At 59.5% G+C, this 25,534-nt stretch carries 19 protein-coding genes and 4 tRNA genes; 12 read left to right on the forward strand and 11 right to left on the reverse strand.

What is annotated here, in order from left to right; translation table 11 throughout:
• The first annotated feature begins 229 nt into the window (after positions 1–229).
• The 4 genes from QZY67_RS07265 to QZY67_RS07280 all read left to right on the forward strand — a co-directional run bounded on the left by QZY67_RS07265 (position 230) and on the right by QZY67_RS07280 (position 1,752).
• A tRNA-Ser gene (locus tag QZY67_RS07265) sits at positions 230–316 on the forward strand.
• Between the two features lie 61 nt (positions 317–377).
• A tRNA-Ser gene (locus QZY67_RS07270) sits at positions 378–468 on the forward strand.
• A 396-nt stretch (positions 469–864) separates the two neighbouring features.
• On the forward strand, positions 865–1,140 hold the full coding sequence (locus QZY67_RS07275) for a pyridoxamine 5'-phosphate oxidase family protein (protein WP_366448952.1): 276 nt from the start codon (positions 865–867) through the stop codon (positions 1,138–1,140).
• Between the two features lie 144 nt (positions 1,141–1,284).
• Positions 1,285–1,752: a hypothetical protein gene (locus QZY67_RS07280; RefSeq protein ID WP_295369423.1), complete on the forward strand. Its 468-nt coding sequence runs from the start codon at positions 1,285–1,287 to the stop codon at positions 1,750–1,752.
• A 77-nt stretch (positions 1,753–1,829) separates the two neighbouring features.
• On the opposite strand, the gene QZY67_RS07285 is transcribed toward QZY67_RS07280, so the two are convergent.
• Positions 1,830–3,476 carry a Na/Pi cotransporter family protein gene (locus QZY67_RS07285; RefSeq protein ID WP_295369425.1) on the reverse strand — a complete coding sequence of 549 codons (1,647 nt, stop codon included), beginning with the start codon at positions 3,474–3,476 and terminating at the stop codon, positions 1,830–1,832.
• 368 nt (positions 3,477–3,844) lie between these two features.
• Between QZY67_RS07285 and QZY67_RS07290 the strand changes: the two genes are divergently transcribed.
• The 3 genes from QZY67_RS07290 to galT all read left to right on the forward strand — a co-directional run bounded on the left by QZY67_RS07290 (position 3,845) and on the right by galT (position 7,920).
• A complete protein-coding gene (locus QZY67_RS07290; protein WP_295369426.1) occupies positions 3,845–4,885 on the forward strand; it encodes a LacI family DNA-binding transcriptional regulator in 1,041 nt (346 codons plus the stop codon).
• 162 nt (positions 4,886–5,047) lie between these two features.
• Positions 5,048–6,346: a galactokinase family protein gene (locus tag QZY67_RS07295; RefSeq protein WP_295369427.1), complete on the forward strand. Its 1,299-nt coding sequence runs from the start codon at positions 5,048–5,050 to the stop codon at positions 6,344–6,346.
• A gap of 80 nt (positions 6,347–6,426) precedes the next feature.
• Complete coding sequence (gene galT / locus QZY67_RS07300; RefSeq protein ID WP_295369428.1) at positions 6,427–7,920, forward strand: UDP-glucose--hexose-1-phosphate uridylyltransferase; 1,494 nt, start codon at positions 6,427–6,429, stop codon at positions 7,918–7,920.
• A gap of 262 nt (positions 7,921–8,182) precedes the next feature.
• On the opposite strand, the gene QZY67_RS07305 is transcribed toward galT, so the two are convergent.
• The 3 genes from QZY67_RS07305 to QZY67_RS07315 form a co-directional block, all read right to left on the reverse strand.
• Entirely contained in the window at positions 8,183–8,938 is a 756-nt protein-coding gene (locus QZY67_RS07305; RefSeq protein WP_295369429.1) for a TatD family hydrolase, read from the reverse strand.
• A 295-nt stretch (positions 8,939–9,233) separates the two neighbouring features.
• The gene (locus QZY67_RS07310) at positions 9,234–10,364 is read right to left on the reverse strand and encodes a DUF4317 domain-containing protein (RefSeq protein ID WP_295369431.1); all 1,131 of its coding nucleotides are present in this window, start codon (positions 10,362–10,364) and stop codon (positions 9,234–9,236) included.
• A 613-nt stretch (positions 10,365–10,977) separates the two neighbouring features.
• A complete protein-coding gene (locus QZY67_RS07315) occupies positions 10,978–11,919 on the reverse strand; it encodes a hypothetical protein (protein WP_295369433.1) in 942 nt (313 codons plus the stop codon).
• Between the two features lie 258 nt (positions 11,920–12,177).
• Here QZY67_RS07315 and QZY67_RS07320 point away from each other — a divergent pair, with 258 nt between their 5' ends.
• Positions 12,178–12,618, forward strand: a complete 441-nt coding sequence (locus tag QZY67_RS07320; protein ID WP_295369435.1) for a DUF4368 domain-containing protein — start codon at positions 12,178–12,180, stop codon at positions 12,616–12,618.
• A gap of 66 nt (positions 12,619–12,684) precedes the next feature.
• Here QZY67_RS07320 and QZY67_RS07325 read toward each other — a convergent pair.
• Together QZY67_RS07325 and QZY67_RS07330 are read right to left on the reverse strand one after the other, a co-directional pair.
• Positions 12,685–12,761, reverse strand: a tRNA-Pro gene (locus tag QZY67_RS07325).
• Between the two features lie 85 nt (positions 12,762–12,846).
• A tRNA-Pro gene (locus QZY67_RS07330) sits at positions 12,847–12,923 on the reverse strand.
• A 223-nt stretch (positions 12,924–13,146) separates the two neighbouring features.
• Here QZY67_RS07330 and QZY67_RS07335 point away from each other — a divergent pair.
• The 3 genes from QZY67_RS07335 to QZY67_RS07345 all read left to right on the forward strand — a co-directional run bounded on the left by QZY67_RS07335 (position 13,147) and on the right by QZY67_RS07345 (position 15,700).
• Entirely contained in the window at positions 13,147–13,509 is a 363-nt protein-coding gene (locus tag QZY67_RS07335) for a metalloregulator ArsR/SmtB family transcription factor (protein ID WP_294537147.1), read from the forward strand.
• Positions 13,510–13,569: 60 nt separating this feature from the next.
• Positions 13,570–13,788, forward strand: a complete 219-nt coding sequence (locus tag QZY67_RS07340; protein ID WP_295369437.1) for a cation transporter — start codon at positions 13,570–13,572, stop codon at positions 13,786–13,788.
• A gap of 61 nt (positions 13,789–13,849) precedes the next feature.
• A complete protein-coding gene (locus tag QZY67_RS07345; RefSeq protein ID WP_295369439.1) occupies positions 13,850–15,700 on the forward strand; it encodes a heavy metal translocating P-type ATPase in 1,851 nt (616 codons plus the stop codon).
• A gap of 294 nt (positions 15,701–15,994) precedes the next feature.
• Here the strand turns inward: QZY67_RS07345 and QZY67_RS07350 are convergent, their stop codons facing one another.
• The 5 genes from QZY67_RS07350 to QZY67_RS07370 all read right to left on the reverse strand — a co-directional run bounded on the left by QZY67_RS07350 (position 15,995) and on the right by QZY67_RS07370 (position 23,669).
• Entirely contained in the window at positions 15,995–18,709 is a 2,715-nt protein-coding gene (locus QZY67_RS07350; protein ID WP_295369441.1) for a DNA translocase FtsK, read from the reverse strand.
• Positions 18,710–18,849: 140 nt separating this feature from the next.
• On the reverse strand, positions 18,850–19,713 hold the full coding sequence (locus QZY67_RS07355; RefSeq protein WP_295369443.1) for an undecaprenyl-diphosphate phosphatase: 864 nt from the start codon (positions 19,711–19,713) through the stop codon (positions 18,850–18,852).
• Positions 19,714–19,889: 176 nt separating this feature from the next.
• On the reverse strand, positions 19,890–22,016 hold the full coding sequence (locus QZY67_RS07360) for an LTA synthase family protein (protein WP_295369445.1): 2,127 nt from the start codon (positions 22,014–22,016) through the stop codon (positions 19,890–19,892).
• A gap of 148 nt (positions 22,017–22,164) precedes the next feature.
• Positions 22,165–23,091, reverse strand: a complete 927-nt coding sequence (locus tag QZY67_RS07365; RefSeq protein ID WP_295369446.1) for a DUF4097 family beta strand repeat-containing protein — start codon at positions 23,089–23,091, stop codon at positions 22,165–22,167.
• The gene (locus tag QZY67_RS07370) at positions 23,088–23,669 is read right to left on the reverse strand and encodes a DUF1700 domain-containing protein (protein ID WP_295369447.1); all 582 of its coding nucleotides are present in this window, start codon (positions 23,667–23,669) and stop codon (positions 23,088–23,090) included. The genes QZY67_RS07365 and QZY67_RS07370 overlap by 4 nt, the downstream gene beginning before the upstream one ends.
• Before the next feature lie 356 nt (positions 23,670–24,025).
• Between QZY67_RS07370 and QZY67_RS07375 the strand changes: the two genes are divergently transcribed.
• Positions 24,026–25,534 (forward strand): BadF/BadG/BcrA/BcrD ATPase family protein (locus tag QZY67_RS07375; protein ID WP_295369448.1); only part of this gene is annotated, 1,509 nt, incomplete at its 3' end.

Here is a 25,534-nt window from a genome sequence, read left to right on the forward strand (position 1 = left end):
CCCGCTTTCCCACATTCTCTGAATTTCCATCCGGTCCCCGATGGTTCTAAAAGCATAGTCGGCCATGTCCTCACCTCCAAACGGCCAAAAAAATTAGGTCACACTCGGTCGTTGACCTTGTGTAACCTAATCTTAATGGCTGCCTTTTTTCGTAAAATTGCAATTTGTTGTTGACAACCCCTTCAGAATATGATATTATTCTTTTCGCATCTGATTGGAACCCGGGCGTGGAGAGATGTCCGAGTGGTTTAAGGAGCCGGTCTTGAAAACCGGTGACTCGCAAGAGCCGTGGGTTCGAATCCCACTCTCTCCGCCATTTTTTCTTTGGGAAATGGGCAAGAGAGCGACAAGATGCATGTGCGCATCCCGGCCGATACGCAGAAGTACCCAAGTGGCCGAAGGGGCTCCCCTGCTAAGGGAGTAGGCGGGTAAAACCGTGCGAGGGTTCAAATCCCTCCTTCTGCGCCAACTCGCCGCAAGTGAGAAATTGCTTGCGGCGAGTTTTTGTTTTATTGCAATTACTACAAATCTCATCTTTGACCGTACTTTCCACGACGAGTGCTTTTTCGCCTTTGAAAGGCTGTAAAATCACTCGTCTTTTTTATTTTCATCCGGTGTTTCCGGACGGTGTGCAGTTTACGTGCAGTTCGGTGCTCCGGCTCTTCCGAACACTACAGGAAAACTGCTCTTTTCCAGCGCTGGTCTCCCGCTTTTGTGGACTTGCCGCCTGGGAATGCCCCACGCTGCAAGCCGTTCCTATCCGCCGGGCACAGGAAAATCCCGCCTGTACTTACCTGGGCAGGACACGTATAATGAGGGTGCCTGCAAATCTGCAAATCGCAAGCTGAAGGGAGCCGCGTATTGATGAAACAGTTGAGCCAAGAGGCAGAAGCCGTTATGATGGAGCGCTTTGGCAAGGACACCGTAATTGCGCTGGCAACAGCAAAAGATGATGTCCCTTACGTGCGGAGCGTAAACGCCTATTATGAAAATGGCGCTTTTTACGTTATTACGCACGCGCTTTCAAACAAGATGAAGCAAATAGAATGCAATCCCGCTGTCGCAATATCGGGCGAATGGTTTACAGCCCACGGGACAGGCGGAACGCTGTTCTCACATGGCAAACGATATGAATTTTAACCATTCAACCGGCTGATTTCTGCTCCTGCCCGCTGCCCGGGCGGGATTCGCGTCTTTTTTTCGGTGTCCCTTGGTTCGCCCCGTTTCGACCTTCCTCGCCGCCGGCTGTGCCTATACTGAAGCACAGAAAAGGAGGGTTTTTCCATGGATTCCTTGAAAAGACGTCTGCTTCCCCTGCTGCTCTCCCTGGCGCTGCTCTGCGCCTGCACCGCGGGCACACCGGACCATTCCCCCGGTGTGTCCCCCAGCGAGCCGTCGCCCAGCCAGGTCCAGTCCGGCGTCTCCCCCAGCCTGTCTCCCAGCGAGACCGCCCCGTCCCAGCTTCCGCCCAGCGTCTCCCCCACTCCGGCCGCTGTGGTATCGGAGCCGTCCCCCAGCCAGACCGCTCCGGTCCCCCTTCCCTCTCCCAGCGCGGCCCCGGTGTCGGAGGCCCTGGTCACGGATACGGCCTCTGAGGAACCGGTGGAGGTCACAGTCTACGTCACCAAAACCGGGGAGAAGTACCATTCAGACGGGTGCCAGTACCTCAGCAGGAGTCAGATTCCCATCTCTCTGGCGGACGCCAAGGCGGGCGGCTACACTCCCTGCTCCAAATGCCATCCGCCCAGGTGACGGGCAGCCCCATCCCCTATCCTCAGGCAAAAAATCCGGCCCGGTCAAGGGACCGGGCCGGACTGTTTTTCTGCCTGTTACCGGGCGTGAGCGGCCTCTGCCCGCTCCTGGGCAATGTTCAGCGCATGGTCGCCGATGCGCTCAAAGTCGGTGAGCAGTTCGGAGAAGAGGATACAGGCCTCGTCGGAGCAGGAACCGCTCTTCATCCGCTCCAGCTGGCTCTGGCGGAACTCGGCGGTCATGTCGTCGATGCGCTGCTCCAGCTTCTCCATGGAGCCGAGCCAGTCCTGGGTCACATCGGCGTCGGCGGCCAGGATGTCCAGCGCCTTCAGGCACACGTCCCGCATTTTGCGCAGCTCGTCCTTGGCCCCCTCGGAGAATTTAATCCCCTTCTGATTCATCATAGTGCTGTACTCGCAGATATTGATGGCGTGGTCGCCAATCCGCTCGATGTTGCCGGTTATCTTGAAGTAAGCGGACACAGCGGCGGAGTCGGTCTCGTTGGTCTCGTGGGAGATGACCTTGGAAATATACTGGGAGATCTCCTTGTTCAGGTAGTCGATATAGGTCTCGGCCTCCTCGGCCTTGTCCAGCAGCTCGGGCTTAACCTCCAGCACAGCCTGGAAGGCCAGATCAATGTTGCTGCGGGCCTTACCCAGCATGCGCTGGAGCTCCTCCCGGATCTGGTTGAGGTAGATGGCGGAGGTACCGATGGCGATGGATCGGTCCTTGTCCACAGAGATGGGCTTGATGTACTCCAGGTGCATGCCCTCCTCCTTCTCCTCCTTCCGGTCGGGCAGGATGCGCATGGCCAGCTTGACAAGCTGGCCGCCCACGGGTAGGAGCAGCAGGGTGGTAACCACGTTGAAGAGGGTGTGCATGTTGGCGATCTGGGCGGCGGCGTTGTCCGGCGTCAGGCTCGCGACAAAGCCGGTCAGCGGCGTGAGCATACAGACCACCGTGAAGATGATAGTGCCGATGATATTGAAGGAGAGGTGGATAATGGTGGTGCGCTTGGCGTTGCGGCTGGTGCCGATGGCGGCCAGCACGGCGGTGATGCAGGTGCCGATGTTCTGGCCGAAGAGGACGTACACCGCAGTGGGCAGGGTTACCACGCCGCTCATGGCCAGGGCCTGAAGGATACCGACCGACGCGGAGGAGGACTGGATGATGGCGGTAAAAATGGTGCCGGTGAGGATGCCCACCAGGGGGTTGGAGAAGGTGGAGACCAGATTCACAAAGGCCTCGGAGTCGCGCAGAGGCTCCATAGCGGCGCTCATCATGTCCATGCCGATGAACAGGATACCCAGACCGCCCAGAATGCTGCCGATGTGGTGGACCTTGGGGTTCTTCAAAAAGACCATCAGAGCAATGCCGACGAAGGCGATCAGCGGGGCGAGAACGCCCACGTCCAAGGCGATAAGCTGGCCGGTGATGGTGGTGCCGATGTTGGCGCCCATAATAATCCACACGGCCTGGCGCAGGGTCATCATGCCCGAGTTGACGAAGCCCACCACCATGACCGTGGTGGCCGAGGAGGACTGGATGACCGCAGTGATGACCGCGCCCACCAGCACGCCCAGCAGACGGTTGGAGGTGAGCTTTTCCAGGATACTCTTCATCCGGTTGCCTGCGGCGGCCTCCAGGCCGGAGCTCATCATCTGCATTCCGTGGAGGAACAGGGCCAAACCGCCCAGCAGACTCAATATGTCGCTAATTTTCATTCTCTTTCTCCTTACTCCTTACACACAATTGTTTTTTCCGGCCGGCCAGGCAAAAAGAAAAAGAGTACAGCCCGCCTCCCGAACATTCGGAACGCAGGTTATACTCTGGAGTTCTCTTATTTGTCTCTCCGGCAGCTGATGCAGGCGCCAGAGTGATGCGGCGTCGTCCATCATTTGCAAAACCCTCTCTTTGTATCGCATTTGTAAAATGTTGCAGGTTAAGTATATCAAATTGTAAAATCCAGCGTCAATAGATTTTACAATAGTTTTACATTCTCGCTGCAAAACTTCTATTTTCCCCCGCTCCCCTTCTTGTATCTTTGGGCAAACTGTGGTACAATTTTTTTACTAAAAAAAGGAGGTCCGCTATGGCAACGCTGAAAGAGCTCTCCGACAGCACGGGCTACTCCCCGGCCACCATCTCCCGGATTCTGACGGGGGACCCATCCCTGACGGTCAGCGACGAGGCCAGGAAGCGGGTGCTGGAGGAGGCCGGGCGATTGGACTATGCCGCCACCCGCAGCCGCCGGGGGCGGACGCCCAAGATGCTGCTGCAGGTGGGCGTGGCGGAGATGCTCACGCCGGAGCAGCAGCTGGCCGACCCCTACTACCTCTATCTGCGCAACTTCGTGGAGCAGGCCTGCGCCGAGCGCAGATACGCCTTTCTCCCTCTGGAGCGGCGGGGGGAGGAGGGCTTCGCTCCGCCGGAGGGGACTGCGCCGGACGGCATTATCGCCCTTGGAATCTTCACCCGGGCGCAGCAGGCGGCGCTGTCCGCCGTCAGCCCCAACCTGGTGTTTCTGGACTCCTCCCCAGACGAGGCCCGCTTTGACTCGGTGGTGCTCAACTACGCTCTGGGCATCCGTCTGGCCCTGGACCACCTCCTCTCCCTGGGCCACACCCGCATCGGCTTCATCGGCCCGTCGGAGAAGCTGGGGGACTGCAAGGAGCCTGCGCCCGAGGTGCGCCGGAGCTGCTTTATATCTATGGTGGAGGAGCGGGGCCTGCTGGACGCCTCCCTGCTGGTAGAGGCGCCCATGGAGAGCCGGGCCACGGCGGCGGCAGTGTCCGCCTTCCTGGACCGGCGCACCAGCCCGCCCACCGCCTTCCTGGCGGCCAACGAGGAGAATGCCATGGGCGCCAGCCGGGCACTGGAGGCCCGGGGGCTGTCGGTGCCCGGGGACGTGTCTCTGGTGTCCTTCAACGACACCCCCCTCTCCCAGCTCATGACTCCGCCCCTCACCTCGGTGTCCACCCACGCCGACGAGATGGCCCGCACTGCTGTCGGCCTGTTGGGGGAGCGGGCGGCTTCTGTGGCGGGCCGCCCGGTGCGCACCCTGCCCCAGAAGGTGGTGGTTCCCCCCACCCTGGCTGTCCGGGAGAGCACCGCGCCTCCCGCACGCCGGTAAAGCCCCTCCCACGGTTCGCTTTTCTGCACAATCGGGCCGTCTGTTTTTGTGGGGAATGCTGAACTTGCGGCAGGTCCTCTGATAGCAGTTGAATTTTTACTAAAAATTAAATATACTAAAACCACCAGATACCACAACCATAATCTGACTGGGAGTGATCGCATGCTTTCCTGCAAAACCCTGATAGACCAGCTCTCCGGCGGCATGTGGGATAAACGCCTGAACCACCTGTACTGCTGCAATGGCAGCGAAGCGCTGGAGGCGGTTCGCGCCCGGGCGGTTGAGGCCGTGAAGCGGTACCAGGCCCTCTTCTCCGCCGGGGACGACGCCCAGGCGGCCCTGTTCAGCAGCCCCGGCCGCACCGAGCTGGGCGGCAACCACACCGACCACCAGCACGGCTGCGTACTGGCCGCCAGCGTAAATATGGACATGCTGGCTGTGGCCGCCCCCAACGGCACCGCCCTGGTGCGCATCCACTCGGAGGGCTACCCGGTGCTGACGGTGGACCTGTCCAGCCTCTCCCCCGCGGAGGACGAGCGGGAGACCTCCGCCGCCCTGGTGCGGGGCGTGGCCGCCCGGATGGCCGAGCTGGGCCAGTCCCCCGCCGGGTTTGACGCCTACGTCTGCTCCTCCGTGCCCGCCGGCTCCGGCCTGTCCTCCTCCGCCGCCTACGAGGTGCTGGTGGGCACCATCTTTAACGTGCTCTTCTGCAACCAGGTCTTTACCCCCGTCCAGGTGGCCCAGATTGGCCAGTACGCCGAGAATGTGTTCTTCGGCAAGCCCTGCGGCCTGATGGACGAGACCGCCTCCGCCGTGGGCGGCGTGGTGTCCATCGACTTCCAGGACCCGGCCGCTCCGGCGGTGCGCAAGGTGAACTTCGACTTCTCCGCCACCGGCCACACCCTGTGCATCATCAACTCGGGCGCCGACCACGCCGACCTGACCGACGCCTACGCCGCCATCACCAGCGAGATGAAGTCGGTGGCCGCCTGCTTCGGCAAGGCAGTGCTGCGGGACGTGGACGAGGCCGCCTTCCGGGCCACCATCCCCGAACTGCGCAAGGCCCTGGGGGATCGGGCGGTGCTGCGGGCCATCCACTTCTTCGCGGAAAACCGCCGGGCCGCCCAGGAGGCCCAGGCCCTGGAGCGGGGCGATTTCGCCGCCTTCCTGGCCCTGGTGCGGGCCTCCGGCCTGTCCTCCAGCCTGTACCTTCAGAACACCTTCGCCCCCTCCGACCCCAGGCAGCAGGCCATCCCCCTGGTGCTGTGGGCCGCCGAGGAGGTGCTCCAGGGCACCGGCGCCGTCCGGGTCCACGGCGGCGGCTTTGCCGGCACGGTCCAGGCCTTTGTGCCCAACGACAGGCTGCCCGACTTTCTCACCGCCATGGAGCGGCTGCTGGGGCCCGGCATGTGCCATATGTTGTCCATCCGCCCCGAGGGCGGCTGTCTGGCTGCGGGCTGACCGTCAGTCCCCTTTCCCGCAGTCCTGAAATGCTGCTGCGGGCATCCCGCCCAAATAATAAAAATGTGAGGTTGATAGACATGATTGACACCGCCATTGCAAGCCTGGTGGCCTACGCCGAGCGCACCGGTCTGATTGAGCCCTGCGAACGGAACTGGGCCGTGAACACCCTGCTGGAGGCTCTCAAACTGGACAGCTACACCGCCCCCGAGACCCCTGTGTCCGGGGAGATCGACCTGGCCGCCGTGCTGGACGAGCTGATGGACGACGCCCACGCCCGGGGCGTGCTGGCCGAGGACTCCGTGGTCTACCGGGATCTGTTCGACACCATGCTCATGGGCCGTCTCACTCCCCGCCCCGCCCAGGTGGTGGAGAAGTTCAAGGCCCTGTACGCCCAGAGCCCCCGGAAGGCCACCGACTGGTACTATCAGTTCAGCCAGGACACCAACTACATCCGCCGGGACCGGATCGCCAAGGACATGAAGTGGGTCACCCCCACCGAGTACGGCGACCTGGACATCACCATCAACCTCTCCAAGCCGGAGAAGGACCCCAAGGCCATCGCCGCCGCCCGCAATCTGCCCGCCTCCGCCTACCCCCGCTGCCAGCTGTGCGCTGAGAACGAGGGCTACGCCGGCCGGGTCAACCACCCCGCCCGGGAGAACCACCGCATTGTGCCCATCACCATCAACAACTCCCCCTGGTTCCTCCAGTACTCCCCCTATGTCTACTACAACGAGCACTGCATCTGCCTCAACTCCGAGCACACTCCCATGAAGATTGACCGGGCCTGCTTCGCCAAGCTGCTGGACTTTGTGGGCCAGTTCCCCCACTACTTCGTGGGCTCCAACGCCGACCTGCCCATCGTGGGCGGCTCCATCCTGGCCCACGACCACTTCCAGGGCGGCCACTACACCTTCGCCATGGCCAAGGCCCCCATCGAGCAGGAGTTCACCTTCCCCGGCTTTGCCGACGTCCACGCCGGTATCGTCAAGTGGCCCATGTCGGTCATCCGCATCTCCTGCGGCAACCCGGAGCGGCTGGTGGAGCTGGCCGACCGCATCCTGGCCTCCTGGCGGGGCTACACCGACGAGGCCGCCTTCCTCTTCGCCCAGACCGAAGGCGTGCCCCACAACACCATCACCCCCATCGCCCGCATGCGGGACGGCCGCTATGAGCTGGACCTGGTGCTGCGCAACAACATCACCACCGAGGAGCACCCCCTGGGCGTTTACCACCCCCACGCCGAGCTCCATCACATCAAGAAGGAGAACATCGGCCTCATCGAGGTCATGGGCCTGGCTGTGCTCCCCGCCCGCCTGAAGGAGGAACTGACCGCTGTGGCCGACGCGCTGGCATCCGGCGCCGACCTGCGCGCCGATGAGCGCACCGCCAAGCACGCCGATTGGGCCGAGGGCTTCAAGGGCAATTACACCATCACCGCCGAGAACGCCCTGGACGTGGTCAAGCAGGAGACCGGCAAGGTCTTCGCCACCGTTCTGGAGCACGCCGGCGTGTACAAGCGCACCGACGAGGGCCGCGCCGCCTTCCTCCGCTTCCTGGAGCAGGTGTAAGAGAGAAAACAGGCAGCAAAAATGCAGACTGCACCCCATTTGTTAGACAGTATGGTATACTGAATAACAAGTGGGGTGCTTTACTATACCGAAAGATGCACCGAGCAAGAAAGGCTGATGCGGCTCTGCTCACAGCCGCGCCGCACAGCCTTTTTGCCGCTCAAAGCGGAAGGGCCTGCCGTCTGTTTTTTCAGACAGCAGGCCCTTTCGGCCGCTTGAACTATATTATTACGAAATATTATCTCACTTTTCGGAGCCTCTTTTATAATAAATAGACTCTTTTTGCATTTACTCCAAAAATTAGACTCTCTGTGCGCTTTTCGAGATGAAGCTCCTTTACAAACTCTATATGTGCTCTTTGCTCGCAGCAAGCGTAATCTGATCCGAACAGCACGCGCTCTGGGACAATGTCTGCCATTTCCCGTATCATTTTTAGGATATTCAATCGATTCTGTGTGTCGTCAGCAATTGATGACAGGTCAAAAAAGACATTTTTTAAATTGACAAGAGCCCGGCATTTCTCAATTTTCGGATAAAAGCAGTGACAGCACACCAATTTCAGCTCCGGATATTCCTTGGCAAGCTCTGACACAAGCGCCGCATCGCTGTATTGCATGGCGCTTCCCCCTGAATGGAAGAGTACCGGCACATGATACCGTATAGCGAGCCCGTATACCTTTTTTAACCTTTCATCCGTCAAATAAAATGCTTCATGACCGGTAAATAATTTAATGCCAACAATCAACTTTTGATCCAGATAATTTCTTATTTTTTCTAACTGCGTCTCAAATTCAAAAAATGGACTGATCCCGCCGACAACATCAACTTGTTTTGTGTCTTTGAACAGCTCCACACATTCATCCATGTTCCCAATAACACTTTGGGGACATGAATCTGAGATCACAATGCATTTATCAACTCGATTTTCCGCCATTTCATGCAACAGCCGTTCTTTTTTCTGCTGCAGAGAAACGCACCCGTTTTCTACCGGCAGATGTACGTGTGCATCAACAATCACCCTGTGTCTCTCCCCTTATCGCCTTAACAATATAGGCAAAGATTTTCTTCATCCCCAGATGCACTTCTCTGAGATAATCCCAGTGAAGCCGTCCAAAAGGCAGCTTTTTCGCATTCGCCCGGACGTCTTGGAGCTGACATTTCCGCTCTCTGTTTTTACGGCAACGGGCATTGACGATCGCTGCCTCATACTGTAAAGTCGTTCACTTCACAGTATGAGGCGGCGTCCTTTCCAAGCAAACAGCATTGATTATATGCTCTGCAATGCAATCTTACCTTATATAGTTCAGCCCCAGTCAGTCGATATGGACGCCCACGCCGTTGACCTCCACACCCTCGTCGGCCCGGATGAGGATGTACTTTTTCCCGTCGATGACCCGGGTCTCCACCAGGTCACTGCGGCCGGGGGCCACCTTGATGATCACGTCGGGGGTGCGCACCTCCATCTGGCGGGTATCCACCAGGTTGCGGGGACTGAGCTGGGCGTCGCCGCCGAACGCGCCGTCATACTTGGCGTCAAAGGCCTCCACGTGGGAGTCGGCCACACCGCAGGACCGGAGCACGCACTCCACCGTGCCTTTGGACACCATCAGGGGCTCCTCCTCCTGGCTGGCCTTGTGCTCCTCGATGAGGCCGCACAGCTGGTCCTGCACCGCCTGTACCACGTCAAAGCGGCAGTCCTCAGCCAGGGCCTCCCCCAGGATAGACTGGAAGGTCTCCTTCTGGGCGGCAGCGGGCATGGGAATCTCGGCGCGGAATACAGCGTCCACAAAATCCCTGTGGTTCTCCTTGATGTCCTTATTGTAATAGAGCGCGTTGTACAGGTTGGTGCTGCGGTCATCAAAGGCGGGGAACAGGAATCCCAGCTCAGGGGCGGACACCAGATAGTCCATGGTCCGGTTGCGGAACTCGTTCTCCCGCACATGGTAGCTCAGGGCGGGCTTGGTCTGCTTCACCGGGCAGACGCTGCACAGGATATAGGAGTAGACCTGCTCGGAGCTGTCCTCCATCTCCTCCCCGTCCTTGGCCCGGTAGGGCACGTCGTAGGCGTCGTGGGCCAGAAGAATCAGGTAGTTGCCCTCTATGGTCAAAGAGCCGATAACCTTCTGGAAAAAGGCCTGCACCGCCTCCTCGTCCTTCAGGCCCGAGCCGCGCAGGGCCATGAGCAGCTTGTGCTCCTCCCCCTCCGCCACCTGCCGGGTGGTGAATTCGATGTCCATCAGGTTCTTCCCCAGGGTCCCGGACAAGGTGCGCTTGAGGATGCCCAAAAACTTCTCGCTCTCCTCCTGGCTCATCAGGGCCAGGGATTGGTTGAACTGGGCCACGATCTCCCCCAGCTCGTTGACATAGCAGCCCCGCACATGGGTGATGCTGGTCTTGTCGGGGCGAAAGCGGCGGCGGATTTCCGCGATTTCTTTTTCGTTCATGGTGTTCTCCACTTCCAGTCTGGATTTCAGGCGGCGGGCCTGGCGCGGCATATGTCCCGCGGAGCATCCGCAGGGCGGCCGCCGCAACAGATATGATTGTAAACGAATTTCCCGCCGGGCGCAACGTTCATTTTGCCGGATGAAGCGCAGCACACTTATGTGCAGAAAGGGATGTCACTGTGATATATTCGACAAGTTGCAGAAGGATTTTTGCAAGAATGGCAACCCCTGACATAGCCCGGGGCAGGCTATAGAAAGCTCATCGCGAGCAATATGACGCTCACGATGAGCTAATCCGAGTAAGTGGATTCGAACCAGCGGGAGGGCCGGCGTCCCGCCTGCCCTCCCGGCAGCGGCGGATTGGACGCGCCTTCGGCGTCAAGAGGCCGCTGGTTCACCTGGCACGGAGAAAAAAGAAAGCCCGTACTCCTTGCGGAATACGGACTTGGTCCGAGTGTCATTAAAGGATCTGCAGAAATTCAGTCACATCAATGGTTTGCAAGCAGCAAGCAAGGCGTTCATCAAAAAATCCGGAAAATGGTTGAGATTAGCTCTGCGATGGGGTGGAATACTCTGTTATCTGTCATATAAACGCAATCGTATCCTAGAAGCATTATATACGCGCAAATATGTTTAGAGAATCACTATCAACAATACTCTGTATATATACTTTATAAGTGTATGTGGTAACCGTGTTATATTCATCATTACCATTTGAGCCATTGGTAGCCAACGTGGAATCATGAGATACATATTGATAGTTATACAAATAACCGCCGATCTTGGAATCGAATAATGCGTATTCTTTTGAAATATCCCCCAGATACTCAGCATCCATCAATGTTTTTAGCGTTTCAATCTGTTGGCCTTCTGATAGTGTTTGGCAAAATTCATTCAGGGTGACACCATTTTTATCAGAAATATTTTTCTCAAAATAATCTTCAAGTATTTCGTGTTCTGGATTATTCCTCCAGTCAATGATGATACCCACAGCCCGTTCCACATCTCCCTGGCACATTGCAGCTCGAAACTTATTCGCAAATGCAGGCTCAAACCCCTCCAAAATTGCTTTATCAAAATAGGACTCTGCGGTTTCGAGGTTTCTATCTACATATAGACCGTTAGCATAAGCATATCCATAATTGTTATTTCGTATAGCAGAATCGGAAATATCATCGTATGAATATAGATCCATCATGCTTTGATATTCTCCAGCATCAAATGCTAGCTCTGCCCGTCGGAGTTTATCATCCGCAGAAAGATCCTGACTTCCTTCCACAAGCGGAATATTCACAACATTTGATATATTTACATTATTTGATGCATTATTGTCTACCGTATTTGACACATTGTTGTTTATAGTCAAGTTACTAATTTGGCTTGAAGTGGAGATAGTGCTAGCAATGATTGTTCCAATGATGGCCAGGGAACTGACAAATGTTGTTACGAGAAATTGCTTTGTTTGGCTAAGTTTTTTGTTTTTTACATACAAGTAGCAAAGTAATATCAATAATAAAAAAATTATGCCGACAAAAAACACAATATACATATTCATGATACTATCCCCCCACCAAAAGTCGAGAAAACCGTAATCTCACAATATTTATTGGATAGAAATATCGCAGTCTTAGCTCGATAGCAAAATATTAGTATGTAAAAATTTCTAAAACTTAATTTGCATGATTAAGCAAAAACAATTATTTCTTAGATTTTCATGAACAGTTCTAATCTATCGACTGTGCTTAAATTTATTTTACCAGATCTATGTCAGAATATCAATGAGAAAGATGAATGTAAGGTGATATTAAATAATTTGGCTTTATACCAGATGCTCTTTGAACGGCTCTATGAGGACAATGTGTCCGGCAAAATCGACGATGCCCGGTTCGCCAAAATGTCCAAGCGGTATGAGCAGGAACAGGGCGAAAACGCCGGACGGATCAAGGCGCTGCGGTTGGAGCTGAAAAAGCTGGAAGATAAGCGGATGGATGTGGACACCTTTTTGGAAACGGTGCGACGCTACACCGACGCCACCACCATCACCAAACGCATGGTTGCCGAGCTCATTCAGTACATCGAGGTTTATCCGGCGGTCAAGGAGGACGGCATTACCAATCAGCGGGTGACAATTCACTACAACTGCATTGGAGCCTTTGAGGTGCCGGATCGCCGGAAGATCCCCGAGCGGGACATTCTTTTGGAAACGAGAAAAGGCGTAGCATTAAGCTACGCCCCCGTACAGATCGCTATATAAACTTGGAAATAAAAAATGCGGAGTATCATCAGCAGACCTTTTCAGATCCTTTAATGATACTCCGCATGGTCCGAGTGACTGGATTCGAACCAGCGGCCTCTTGAACCCCATTCAAGCGCGATACCAAACTTCGCCACACCCGGATATTCACTTTTAAATCCACGCAGAATTATCTCTGCCCATAAAAGAAGTTGACAGCAAATTATCTGTCAACTTCTTTTATGGATTTGGTCCGAGTGACTGGATTCGAACCAGCGGCCTCTTGAACCCCATTCAAGCGCGATACCAAACTTCGCCACACCCGGATATCCCATTTTTCAGTCGCTTCAGGCGACTTTGATATGATAGCACAGCTTCTCAGATTATGCAAGTGTTTTTTCGAAGTTTTTCAAAATTTTCTTTCTGCCCGAATCGTTCACTCCAGGCGACTCGGTTTTTTTTAGAATTCTGTTTTCCCTCTTGACATTTCCATGTCCGCGAATATAATAACATATGAACAATAACTCATTTGTTGTAGGGAGGGATTCCATGGACGAACAAACTGCTATTGAGCGCTGTGACTATATCCACGCCCACGAGGATATCATTGCCAAAGTCAACGCAACCATGCCCGACGAGGAAATCCTCTATGATCTGGCCGAACTCTTCAAAATCTTCGGCGATTCTACCCGCATTAAAATTCTCTACGTTCTCTTTGAGGCGGAGATGTGCGTATGCGACATTGCCCAGCTGCTCAACATGACCCAGTCAGCCATCTCCCACCAGCTGCGGGCCCTGAAGCAGAGCAAGCTTGTCAAGTACCGCCGGGAGGGCAAAACCGTGTTCTACTCCCTGGCCGACGACCACGTCCGCTCCATTCTGGACCAGGGCATGGAGCATGTGGCGGAGTAACTCTCATCCCCCGCTGACTGCAAAATCAGATTGACAGAGATTTGGAAAGGAGTTTTCTCTATGAAGAAACGCTACAAAATGATTGACCTGGACTGCGCCAACTGCGCTGCCAAGATGGAGGATGCCATCCGCAAAATTGACGGCGTCAACGATGTGTCCGTCAGCTTTCTCTCTCAGAAGCTGACCATCGACGCCGATGAGAGCCGTCTGGATGACATCATGTCCCAGGTGGTTAAGACCTGCAAGCGGGTGGAACCCGACTGCACCATTGTCCTCTGATTGATTACGGGTGGCGCCCGAATCCGCCCGGGACGGTAAACACCGCCCCTCAGGAGGCACTATGAGTAAGAAACAAAAGCGGATGCTCTTCCGCATCCTGCTCAGCACGGCCCTTCTTCTGGCCGCAGTTCTCCTCCCCCTGAACAACTTTCCGCTGCTGCGTCTGGCGGTGTTCCTGGTCCCCTACGGGGTCATCGGCTGGGATGTATTGTGGCGGGCCGTGCGCAACATCGCCCACGGACAGGTTTTTGACGAGAACTTCCTCATGGCCCTGGCCACGGTAGGCGCCTTCTTCACCGGCGAGTTCCCCGAGGCCGTGTTCGTCATGCTCTTCTACCAGGTGGGCGAACTGTTCCAGAGCTGCGCCGTGGACAAGTCCAGAAAATCCATCGCCCAGCTGATGGACATCCGGCCCGACTACGCCAACGTGGAGCGGGACGGCCAGCTGGTCCAGGCAGACCCGGAGGATGTGGCCGTCGGGGATGTGATTGTCATCAAGCCCGGCGAGCGGGTGCCCCTGGACGGTGTCGTGCTGGATGGCGCCTCCACCCTCAACACCTCCGCCCTCACGGGCGAGTCCCTCCCCCGGGAGGCGGACGCGGGCAGCGACGTCATCAGCGGCTGTGTCAACCTGACCGGTCTGCTGCGGGTGCAGGTCACTAAGGCCTTTGAGGATTCTACCGTGGCCAGAATTCTGGACCTGGTGGAGAACTCCAGCAGCAAGAAGGCCAAGGCCGAGCACTTCATCACCAAGTTCGCCCGGATCTACACCCCCGTGGTGGTTATCTCCGCCGTCCTGCTGGCCCTGCTCCTCCCCTTTCTCATCCATGTCACCTGGGCCGAGAGCATTCACCGGGCCCTCATCTTCCTGGTTATCTCCTGCCCCTGCGCCCTGGTCATCTCGGTTCCCCTCTCCTTCTTCGGCGGCATCGGCGGTGCGTCCCGGCAGGGCATTCTGGTCAAGGGCGGCAACTATCTGGAGGCTCTGGCCAATACGGAGACCGTGGTCTTTGACAAGACCGGCACCCTCACCCAGGGCGTGTTCAACGTCACCGCCATCCACCCCGACCAGTGCTCCGAGCGGCGCCTGCTGGAGCTGGCCGCTCTGGCCGAGTCCTACTCCGACCACCCCATCTCCCGCTCCATCCGGGAGGCCTGGGGCGCGGAGCTGGACCGGAGCCGGGTGTCCAACGTGGAAGAGCGCTCGGGCAAGGGCGTGCAGGCCCAGGTGGACGGCGTGCCGGTCTGGGTGGGCAGCGGCAAGCTGATGGATGAGATCGGCGTCCCCTGGCACCCCTGCCACAAGGTGGGCACCACGGTCCATGTAGCCTCTCAGGGCACTTATCTGGGCCACATTGTCATCTCCGACCAGGTGAAGCCGGACGCCGCCCAGGCCATCCGTGACCTGAAGGCCGCCGGAGTGAGAAAGACCGCCATGCTCACCGGCGACGCCGCCGCTGTGGGCGAGGCGGTGGCCGCCGAGCTGGGGCTGGACGAGGTCCACACCCAGCTGCTCCCGGCTGACAAGGTGGACCGGGTGGAGGCCCTGCTGAAGGAGAAAAGCGCCAAGGGCACCCTGGCCTTTGTGGGTGACGGCATCAATGACGCGCCCGTTCTCTCCCGGGCCGATGTAGGCATTGCCATGGGCGCGCTGGGCTCCGACGCCGCCATTGAGGCCGCCGACGTGGTGCTCATGGACGATAAGCCCTCCAAAATCGCGGTGGCCATCCGTATCGCCCGCAGGACCCGCCGCATCGTGCTCCAGAACATCGTCTTTGCCCTGGCCGTCAAGCTGCTGGTGCTCCTTCTGGGTGCCACCGGCGACGCCACCATGTGGGAGGCGGTCTTTGCCGACGTGGGCGTGTCGGTCATCGCCATCCTCAACGCCACAAGAGCCCTCAAGGTAAAATAGCGACAAACGGGTCCCGCCGGAATCTCCGGCGGGACCCGCAGGCTGTCGAAAAAGTTCAAGGACTTTTTCGACAGCCTGCAAAAATGCCGTTACTTTCGCGCCGCACAGCGGCGCAAAAGTCCTCGCTCCGCTCGCCGGAAGCCTTGCACAGTAAGGCTTCCGGGGCATTCGATCCCACGCGAGGCGGGCGGCTGCCCCCTCGCGCTCCCCCGCCCCGGTTCAGGCGGATCCTTTTAAACTGAGGGTTTTCGACAAGCTGCGGGTCCCGCCGGAATCTCCGGCGGGACCCGCTTTTCAGTCCATATCAAAGGGAGGCATCTCCCGGCTCTGGGGGATGGCGTCCCCCTCGAAGGCCAGCTCGTCAGGGACAGGACCGGCGTCCGGGGCGGTGTCCACCATACCCTGGCGGAACTGCATCTCCTGCCACTGCTCCTTGGTGATAAGTACCTGGCGGGGCTTGGAGCCCTCAAAGGGCCCCACCACGCCCTTCTCCTCCATCTGGTCAACCAGCCGGGCAGCACGGGAGTAGCCCAGCTTCAGGCGGCGCTGGAGCATGGAGACGCTGGCCATGCCGGTCTCCACCACCACCTCGATGGCGGCGGGCAGCAGCTCGTCGTAGTCCCCGCCGGGCTCCTCGGCGGCGGCGGAGCCTCCGCCGCCCTTGCCCTGCTTGTCCTTCTCGGCGGCGTGCTTCTCAATCTCGTGGATGATGGACTCGTCATACTCGGCCGATCCGCTCTGCTTCTTGATGAAGTCCACCACGGCGGCCACCTCCTCGTCGGAGATAAGGCAGCCCTGGACCCGCTTGGGCTTTCCGGTGCCCAGAGGGAAGTAGAGCATGTCGCCCTTACCCACCAGCTTCTCCGCGCCGGTGGTGTCCAGAATGATGCGGGACTCCAGCGAGGAGGCAACGGCGAAGGCGATGCGGCTGGGGATGTTGGCCTTCATCAGGCCGGTGATCACGTCGGCGGAGGGACGCTGGGTGGCGATGATGAGGTGCATGCCGGCGGCGCGGCCCATCTGGGCCACACGGCAGATGGACTCCTCCACCTCCTTGGCGGCCACCAGCATCAGGTCGGCCAGCTCGTCGATGACCACCACAATCTGGGGCATCTTCTCCATTCCCTCGGTGCGGGCGGCGTGGGCGTTGTAGGACGCCAGATCCCGGACACCTACCTCGGAGAAGGCCCGGTACCGCTTCATCATCTCCACCACCGCCCACTGGAGGGCGCCGGCGGCCTTCTTGGGGTCGGTGACCACGGGGATAAGCAGGTGGGGAATGCCGTTGTAGATGCCCAGCTCCACCATCTTGGGGTCCACCATGATGAGGCGTACCTCGTCGGGGGTTGCCTTGTAGAGCAGGGAGATAATGAGGGAGTTGGTGCACACCGACTTACCCGAGCCGGTGGTGCCGGCGATGAGCAGGTGGGGCAGCTTGGCGATATTGCCCACGATGCAGTTGCCGCCGATGTCCTTGCCCACGGCAAAGGCCACCTTGGAGGGGTTGTCCCTAAACTCCCGGGAGCCGATGACCTCGTTAATGTACACCGGGGACACCAGCTTGTTGGGCACCTCGATGCCCACCATGGAGATCTTGTCCGGGATGGGGGCGATACGCACGCCGGTGGCGCCCAGGGCCAGGGCAATGTCGTCGGACAGGTTGGTCAGCTTATTGAGCCGGACGCCCTGGTCCAGTTCCAGCTCGTACCGGGTCACCGACGGGCCCCGGGTCACGTTGACGATGTTGGCGTCAATGCCGAAGGAGCGGATGGTGTCGGACAGCCGGGCCTGGTTGGCCTTGAGCTCACCGATGGCCTCGGCGCCCACAATGCTGTCCCCCTCCTTCAGCAGGGAGAGGGGCGGGTACTGATAGGCGCCGCCTGGCTGGCTCAGGCTCTTCTCCACCTCCTGGGCCACCTCCGCGGCGGCCTGGGCGGCCTCTTTGCCCTTCACCTTGGGCACGGCGGGCTCCCGCTCAATCTCAGGCATGGGGGGCGCAGGGGCAGGGGTGACAGAGGCTGCGGGGGCGGGCTGGAACGTCTCGGGCTGGCGTACAGCCGGGCCGGTAACAGGCTCCCCGGGCTGCGGCTCAGGCGCCTGGAAGGGGCGCTCCTCCTCCGCCTCGGTTGCCGAGGCGGTAAGCACCTGGTCAGGCGTGGGCACCGAGGGGCGGCGGTTGAAGAGGCGCTCCTTCCTGGGCTTTTCCTCCTCCCGGGGCTGCTCCGGCGCCTCCTGTGCGGCCGCCTCTGCGGGGACTTCATCCACCGGGATATCGATCGCAGGACGCCTGCGCCCGCCTGCGGCAGGCTTCTCAGCGGGTGCTGGCGCAGGGGCAGGGCGCCGATCCCGGGGACGGGGCTCGGGCAGCTCCTCTTCCTCATACTCGGGGTGGGGCCGGTTGCGGATGGCGTCCACAATGTCCACGACGGTCACGTTGCACACCGTCATCACCATCATGGCCCCGCCCAGAACAAAGACCACCCCGGCGCCGATCTTGCTGAACACAGCGGCAAAGCCCATGGCGATAAGGCCGCTGACCAGCCCGCCGCTGGACATGGCCTGGCCCTGGGTCCACAGGGTCTTGATAAGCGCGCCGTCCCACTGGTAGCTGCCCTTGGCCAGCATCAGGTGGAGCAGCGCGCCCACCAGCACCGGGAAGAGCATGGCGCACCACACCCGCAGGCGCACAGGCCGCCCGCGGTGAAACATGAGGACGATGCTGGACACCAGCAGCATGGGGGGGACCAGCCAGAAGCCGTACCCGATGGCCCCCTTGACAATGCCGCAGAAGAAATCGATAAAGATGGCGTGGATATTAAAGTATCCAAAGGCGGCGAAGATGGCCAGGAGAAAGCAGACCGCCGCCCCCACCTCCCTGCGGATGGGCTTGGGCTGGCTGGCCGCCTTCTTTCGTCCGGCGGAGGCGCTCTTCCCGGCGGCGCCTGTCCGCTTGCCGGAGGATGAGGCCGTGCGCTTTCCTCCGGCGTTTTTCTTTTGTGCCGTGGCCATGGACGTCATTCCTTTCAGGAGAGTATGGTAATGCGTACTGAACTGAGCCGAACGCCTTGAAATCCAAAGTTTTCAAGGCCATTTGGCTTTGTTCTTGGTTTATTCAGCAGACATTACGGTAGGTCGGAGCGCGGACCTGCTCAGGCGAAAATCACAAATTTGAGGATGCCCGCAATCAGAGACACGGCGCCCACCGCCCAGCAGTAGTAGGCAAAGCTGCCGAACTTACCCTTGTCCGCCAGGGACTTGACCAGCCGGATGGCAAAATAGCCCACAACAGCGGACACCACAACGCCCACCAGGTAGACCGGCAGAAGGGGCACCACCTGCTCGGCAAAGTCGGGAGCGGTGGCGGCGTCCTTCAGCTCCAGCAGCGTGGCGCCCACCACGGCGGGCAGGGACATGAGGAAGGAGAACCGGACGGCAAAATTCCGGTCAAAGCCCCGGAGCATGCCGGCGGAGATGGTGGCGCCGGAGCGGGAGATGCCGGGGATAATGGCCACCGCCTGAGCGCAGCCCACCAACAGCGCGTCCGTCACCGTGGCGTTTTTGGCGGTCTTGTGGCCCCGGGCCAGCCGGTCGGAGAAGAAGAGGATGAAGCCGGTCAGCAGCAGCATGCAGGACACCAGAATGGGATTGGAGAAGACCTGCTCCAGCGTATTCTTGAAAAAGACCATCACAAACAGCGGAAGGGTGGCCACCACGATGAGCATCACCATCCTCCGGGTGGCGGGCGGCTTGCCCACGCTCTCATCCCGCACCGCCAGGGCCCGGATACCCAGGAAAAACTCCCGGATCATGTCGATAATATCTCTCCAGTACACAATGCACACGGAGATAAGCGTACCGAAGTGGAGCAGCACAGTGAAGAACATGTGCGTCTCCTCCATGTTCTCCATGCCGAAAAAGGCCTGAAAGAGCGTCAGGTGGCCTGAGCTGGAAATGGGCAGAAACTCCGCCACGCCCTGAATAAGGCCCATCAGGATGGACATCAAATAGTTCATACTGTTTCCTCCATGCATATGTAGTCCCGCCTCATCTGAGACAGGCGGGCGCATATAAACTATATTACCATAAGCGGCCTGACATTTCCATCATTTTTCTTGGAATTATGTCAACAATTTCTTTTACTGACAACAGCGCGGCAGCTCTTGTGAGCCGCCGCGCTGGATGTCAATTCTCATTTCTTTTGCACCGGCTCGGTCATGGCCTGGGCGATGTAACCCTGTCCATAGAGAATATCATAGACAATGGTGCGGTAGGTGTCCACCGTATCCCTGTCCTCCTCCGGCGGCTCATAGTACGGCGTGCCGTCCGCGGCCACGTAGAGCCGCTGGCGGTAGAGCAGCATATCCTCCAGCGCCATGTCCACCCACTGGAAATACAGCGGACGGGGCACCCCGGCCCAGTCCAGAATGTGGACGCCCAGGCTGGTGGCGCTCACGGTCTCAGGTACGTCCAGCTCCGCGCCGTAGTTGTTCCATACCAGGAATCGGGTGGTATGCATCCGCTTGAGCTCCTCCGGGGACCAGGACTGGGTGTCCGCCGTACTGGAGTAGCCCAGCTCCGAATAGATGGTGCTCTCCTCGTCCATGGACAGCCCCGGCAGATGGTCGCCCCAGAATATCACGATCACCGGCTCCTCACACTGCTCAAAATAATCCAGCAGCGCCCCCAGAGCGGCGTCCGCGTCGTGAATGCCGTGGAGCAGCGCGTCAATGGAGCCCAGCTCCTCTTTCTCCAGCTTGTCGCTGGAGAAGTCAAGCCCGGATCCCTCCTCAAACTTCCCTGTGTAGTAGGGCTGATGGTTCTCCATGGAGAGGCCGTAGAGCAGAAGGGGCCTGCTCTTGTCCCGGTTCTCAAACTCCGAAATCAGCATCTCGGTCAGGGCCATGTCGGAGAGGTATGGTCCCTCCCGCTCCGCGTCCTCGGGGAAGTCCGGCTCAAACACCAGCTTGTCAAAGCCGATGCGCTGAAAGTTCTCCTCCCGGTTATAGAGCTTGGATGTGTAGGAGTGGACAAACTCGGTGGCGTACCCCTGGGCGGAGAAGGCCTTGACGATGGAGGGCGCACGGTCATAGGCCGTCTCGTCCTGAAGGGAGGTCAGATCCTCCCCCTCTCCCACAAAGGCAATGGGGATGCCGGTTATGACCTCCATCTCCACATTGCCGGTGCCGCCGGCATATGTATTGGAGAGGAACTTACCCGACGGCCACTCCTCCGCCAGCGCCCGGAAGTTGGGAATGGGGTCATCCTTAAACTCCACTCCGGGCAGCACCGCCTCCGGGTCACAGAAGCTCTCCGACATGATCATGACTACGTTGGGCTGCACGTCCGGCGTCTGGGCGGACGCCGCGTTCCTCTTTATTTTTAAAAGAATACCGTTCATGTTGTTCTCATTGTAGGCGTCCGGCTCCTGCACCGCGCTGTCCAGCACGCCGCTGTACATGCCCAGCAGAAAGCCCAGGCGGTCGTTGCGCTCGGCCTGGATCTCTTCCTCCGGCCCGCTGAGAAAGTCCCGGAACAGGGGCAGATTGGCCGACCCTGCCAGCACCAGCACGCCGCACAGCCCGACAGCCACAGAGGCCTGCCACCGGATGCGCCGGGGCCTCCGTGCAAAGAGCAGGGTCACCGCCAGCAGCCCCAGCACCGCCAGCACAGAGGGGATGGTGCAGGCGCCGAAGCTCATACCCGGCCGCATAAAGCCGGCGATGGTCCCCATATGGGTGGCCATTGCCAGGTCGCTGACCATCAGCGGCACGCCGTTGACCACTTCCTTAAAATAGCTGGCGATGGCCATGGTCAGCATGGGAACCGTCAAAATCAGTCCGGCAGAAAAGATGCCGCCGGTAATGGCAAGCAGAACTCCTTCACAGGCCAGGAGCAGCAGGTATCCCAGGCCAAAAGCGGCGGGGTTCCGGCCTATCCAGCTCGCCGTCTCCTCCACCGCCTGCACTGTGATCAGCTGTGTGGCAATCAGGACAGCCAGCGGAAGCAGGAACACCATCAGGTACCACACCCAGGTGTGGTACCTCCAGGGCGCCCTGGCCTTTGCTTCTTTTCTGAGGAACGAAAAATGCCGTCTGCCTCTGCGCTGCGCTCCGGCGGCCTCAGCCGTTCCGGCTTCCGTCCCGGGCGGCGTGCCCGGAACGTCAGGCTCTGCCACAGCGGTCAGGAGGGCCGTCTGTCCCCCGTCCGGGAGCAGCGCCTCCTGCGCCAACCGGGCGGCCCGCTCGGCGTTCTGCCGCCGCCGGTTTTTCCGCCGCCGCGCCTCCAGCGCGTTATGTTTTCCCTTTTTCTTGGCCAAACCGTTCACCCTCAGGGTCAAGATTCATCATTGCAATCAGGAGTTATTGTACCGTCCTTCCTCCCCCGTGTCAACGGCATTTCCCCCCAAAAATAATTGAAACGCATCCCGAACTGGTTCGGGATGCGTTTCCGGTTCCCCGCCCGCTTCAGGAGAAGCGGACCGTGATGCCGCCCGTATCGCTGTGAAGCTCCATGGTCCCCTTCTCCCCCTTCTGGGAGGCAGAGGCACCCCGGTTCTGCCCGTTCACGGTGATCTCTCCCAGGTCGGTGCTCAGCTCGTACCCATACCACTGCTCCGCTCTGGACGAGACCGCGCTGATATCGCCCATGTCCGCCGTTACGCTGACCGACTCGCCCAGCTCCCCCTCCAGTGAAACCGAGCCCAGGCTGCTGGTGACGGTCAGGCGGTCCGTTACCGCCAGCCCGGTGGCGGTCATGTCCCCCAGCGACAGCTCCGCCTCCAGCTCGTCCGCCTCCACATCAGTCAGGTTCACCGCGCCGCATTCTGCCGTCAGCACGGCGCTGCCCGCCTGAAGACCCTCGGCCGTTATATCCCCCAGGTCGGCCTGGATATTCAGAGTTTCCACCTGAACGTTCTTCAGCTCCAGGCCGCCCAGGGCGCTGGTGATGTCCGCGTCCGTGAGGGCCGCGCCGTCGGGCAGGAAGATTTCAACGCTGCCACCCCGCTCGGAGAACTGTACGCCAATAAGGTCCTCGTCCCATACCTTTAATGTACCGTTCTCCAGGCTGTACTGCAGCTTCCGGCTTCCGCTGTTCAGCCGGATGCCGTAGGTCTCGCCGGAAGAGACGGTCACGGCTCCGTTGGACAGCTCCACGTCCACTCTGGTGAAGGGAGACAGCGCCATATCCTCCACCACAGCTGTGTCTGTCACATATGAGCTGCTCCAGCCGGTGAGGCCGACGCCGTCCCAGCCCACATGAATCTGCTCACTTCCCACCGGGACCTGGATGGAGGTGTCTGCCCCCATGGCCCAGCCCACGCCGGAGAGCACTATGCCCGCCACAAGGAGAGGCGCCGCAATGCCCACAATCAGCTTGGTCAGTCCCTTCATGCTGCCGCCTCCTCTCTTCTCCCGCCCCGGGCGATCCAGCGGGCCAGCGCGGCCACGCCTTTACACCAGAGCGCGCACAGGGCCGCGCCGCCCAGGAATATCAGCAGGCCCAGCGCCGCGGCAACAAAGCCCAGGCCGGTAAAAAACAGTGTGGTGGGGACGCTGTAAAAAATCTGGGTAATGCCGCACCACACCACGAACAGGCCGCCGAAGGCGCAGACTATCCCGCCGGCGGCCACGCAGGCCGCCGCCCCCAGCAGCCCCAGGGCCAGTATCAGCGCCGCCGCGGCCAGTACCAGCAGCACCGGCGCCCATATGGGCGAGAGGAGAATGACCGCCGCTATCTGTCCCGTGCTCCAGCGGCGGCGTTCCATGCCGCCCCTCCGGGCCGTGGCTCCCAGGATGCGGGCCGCCGCCTCATCCGGCGTGCCCAGCTCCTCCTCAGCCTGCCACGCCCCATCCGGCCCCTTCTCCTCAAAATACTCCTTATAATATTCCAGAACGCTCTCCAGTTCCCGGTGCGGCATCCGCCCGGCCAGATACCCTGAGAGCTCGTCCAGGTACTCCTGTGCCTCCACGCGTCTTCCCCCTGTCCCCGCCCCGGCCCGCGGCAGAGCCCGGCACGGTTATTTTCTGGTTCTATCATACGGTCTTTTTCTTTATTGTACCATGGGGGAATTCTTAAAATCAGATGAAAATCCCGCGCGCGCCTCCCTCCAGCCCGCTTAATGGCGTTTTTCCCAGCATAGGGAAGAGAATTCCTCTTCCTCTCTTTTCCGCGCGATTTCACCAAATTTCCGCCCCTTCCAAGTCCCAAATTTCCATGTGCGGAATATCCTGCATTTTACTAGGTTAGGGTTGTAATCTTTTTGTTTTTGTTATATTATGTAATGCACAAGTGAAATAACCCAGATGGGATTTTAGGAGTGACCCTATGAGTCTGCGCATCGGTATCGACATCGGCTCCACCACCGTCAAGGTCGTGGTGCTGGATGAACAGAACAAGCTGCTGTTCCGTTCCTACGAGCGGCACTATTCCAAGGCCCGGGAACGGGCCTGCGAGACCCTCCGCTCCATTCAGGACATGCTGAAGGGGCAGATGGTCCGGATGGTTATCACCGGCTCCGCCGGTCTGGGCGTGGCCAAGGCCGCCGGCGTGGACTTTGTCCAGGAGGTGTACGCCACCGCCGCCGCCGTCCGCGCCTACTACCCGGACACCGACGCCGTCATTGAGCTGGGCGGCGAGGACGCCAAGATCATCTTCTTCGGCGGCGCCCTGGAGGAGCGGATGAACGGCTCCTGTGCCGGCGGTACCGGCGCCTTCATCGACCAGATGGCCACCCTGATGAACGTCACCGTCAACGAGCTGGACGAGTTGAGCCTGAAGCACGAGAAGATCTACCCCATCGCCTCCCGCTGCGGCGTGTTCGCCAAGAGCGACATCCAGCCCATCCTCAACCAGGGCGGGCGGAAGGAGGATGTGGCCGCCTCCATCTTCCAGGCCGTGGTGGACCAGACCGTGGCCGGCCTGACCCAGGGCCGGGAGCTCAAGGGCAAGATCGTATTCCTGGGCGGCCCCCTCCACTTCCTCATGGGCCTGCGGCAGCGGTTTGTGGAGACCCTGAAGCTGGACGAGGCGCACGCCATCTTCCCGGAGGACGGCGACTGCTTTGCCGGAATCGGCGCGGCCCTGTGCTCCTCCGACTACCCCGAGCAGTCCTTCGACGACCTGCTCAAGCGTCTGGAGGAGAGCGTGGACGCCACCAACACTGTGGACACCATGCCTCCCCTCTTCACCGGCCAGGCCGACTACGACGCCTTTGTGACCCGGCATAACGCCAACCATCCCCCCGAGGCGGATATCCATACATACGCCGGCGACGCCTTCCTGGGCATTGACGCCGGCTCCACCACCACCAAGGTGGCCCTCATCGCCCCCGACGGCGGCCTGCTCTACACCTACTACCACTCCAACCTGGGCAACCCGGTGGCCGTGGTGCTGGAGCAGCTCAAGGAGATCTACAAGCTCTGCGGCGACCGCATCACCATCAAGGGTTCCGCCGTCACCGGCTACGGCGAGGACCTGATTAAAAATGCCTTCGGCTGCGACCTGGGCCTGGTGGAGACCGTGGCCCACTACAACGCCGCCCGCCACTTCAACCCCGACGTGGACTTCATCATCGACATCGGCGGTCAGGACATGAAGTGCTTCAAGATCCGCAACGGCGCGGTGGACTCCATCATGCTCAACGAGGCCTGCTCCTCCGGCTGCGGCTCCTTCATCGAGACCTTTGCCAAGGCTCTGGGCTACTCCATCGCCGACTTCGCCAAGCTGGGCCTCTTTGCCAAGCACCCGGTGAACCTGGGCTCCCGCTGCACCGTGTTCATGAACTCCAGCGTGAAGCAGGCCCAGAAGGACGGCGCCAGCGTGGAGGACATCTCC

The organism is uncultured Pseudoflavonifractor sp. (assembly GCA_904419835.1).
Lineage (GTDB): Bacteria > Bacillota > Clostridia > Oscillospirales > Oscillospiraceae > Pseudoflavonifractor.

What these genes read in the sequence shown, in the direction of transcription:
- QZY67_RS07275 (WP_366448952.1), top strand. Translation starts at nt 865, where the DNA reads ATGAAACAGTTGAGCCAAGAGGCAGAAGCCGTTATGATGGAGCGCTTT.
- QZY67_RS07280 (WP_295369423.1), top strand. Translation starts at nt 1,285, where the DNA reads ATGGATTCCTTGAAAAGACGTCTGCTTCCCCTGCTGCTCTCCCTGGCG.
- QZY67_RS07285 (WP_295369425.1), bottom strand. Translation starts at nt 3,476, where the DNA reads ATGAAAATTAGCGACATATTGAGTCTGCTGGGCGGTTTGGCCCTGTTC.
- QZY67_RS07290 (WP_295369426.1), top strand. Translation starts at nt 3,845, where the DNA reads ATGGCAACGCTGAAAGAGCTCTCCGACAGCACGGGCTACTCCCCGGCC.
- QZY67_RS07295 (WP_295369427.1), top strand. Translation starts at nt 5,048, where the DNA reads ATGCTTTCCTGCAAAACCCTGATAGACCAGCTCTCCGGCGGCATGTGG.
- galT (WP_295369428.1), top strand. Translation starts at nt 6,427, where the DNA reads ATGATTGACACCGCCATTGCAAGCCTGGTGGCCTACGCCGAGCGCACC.
- QZY67_RS07310 (WP_295369431.1), bottom strand. Translation starts at nt 10,364, where the DNA reads ATGAACGAAAAAGAAATCGCGGAAATCCGCCGCCGCTTTCGCCCCGAC.
- QZY67_RS07315 (WP_295369433.1), bottom strand. Translation starts at nt 11,919, where the DNA reads ATGAATATGTATATTGTGTTTTTTGTCGGCATAATTTTTTTATTATTG.
- QZY67_RS07335 (WP_294537147.1), top strand. Translation starts at nt 13,147, where the DNA reads ATGGACGAACAAACTGCTATTGAGCGCTGTGACTATATCCACGCCCAC.
- QZY67_RS07340 (WP_295369437.1), top strand. Translation starts at nt 13,570, where the DNA reads ATGAAGAAACGCTACAAAATGATTGACCTGGACTGCGCCAACTGCGCT.
- QZY67_RS07345 (WP_295369439.1), top strand. Translation starts at nt 13,850, where the DNA reads ATGAGTAAGAAACAAAAGCGGATGCTCTTCCGCATCCTGCTCAGCACG.
- QZY67_RS07350 (WP_295369441.1), bottom strand. Translation starts at nt 18,709, where the DNA reads ATGGCCACGGCACAAAAGAAAAACGCCGGAGGAAAGCGCACGGCCTCA.
- QZY67_RS07355 (WP_295369443.1), bottom strand. Translation starts at nt 19,713, where the DNA reads ATGAACTATTTGATGTCCATCCTGATGGGCCTTATTCAGGGCGTGGCG.
- QZY67_RS07365 (WP_295369446.1), bottom strand. Translation starts at nt 23,091, where the DNA reads ATGAAGGGACTGACCAAGCTGATTGTGGGCATTGCGGCGCCTCTCCTT.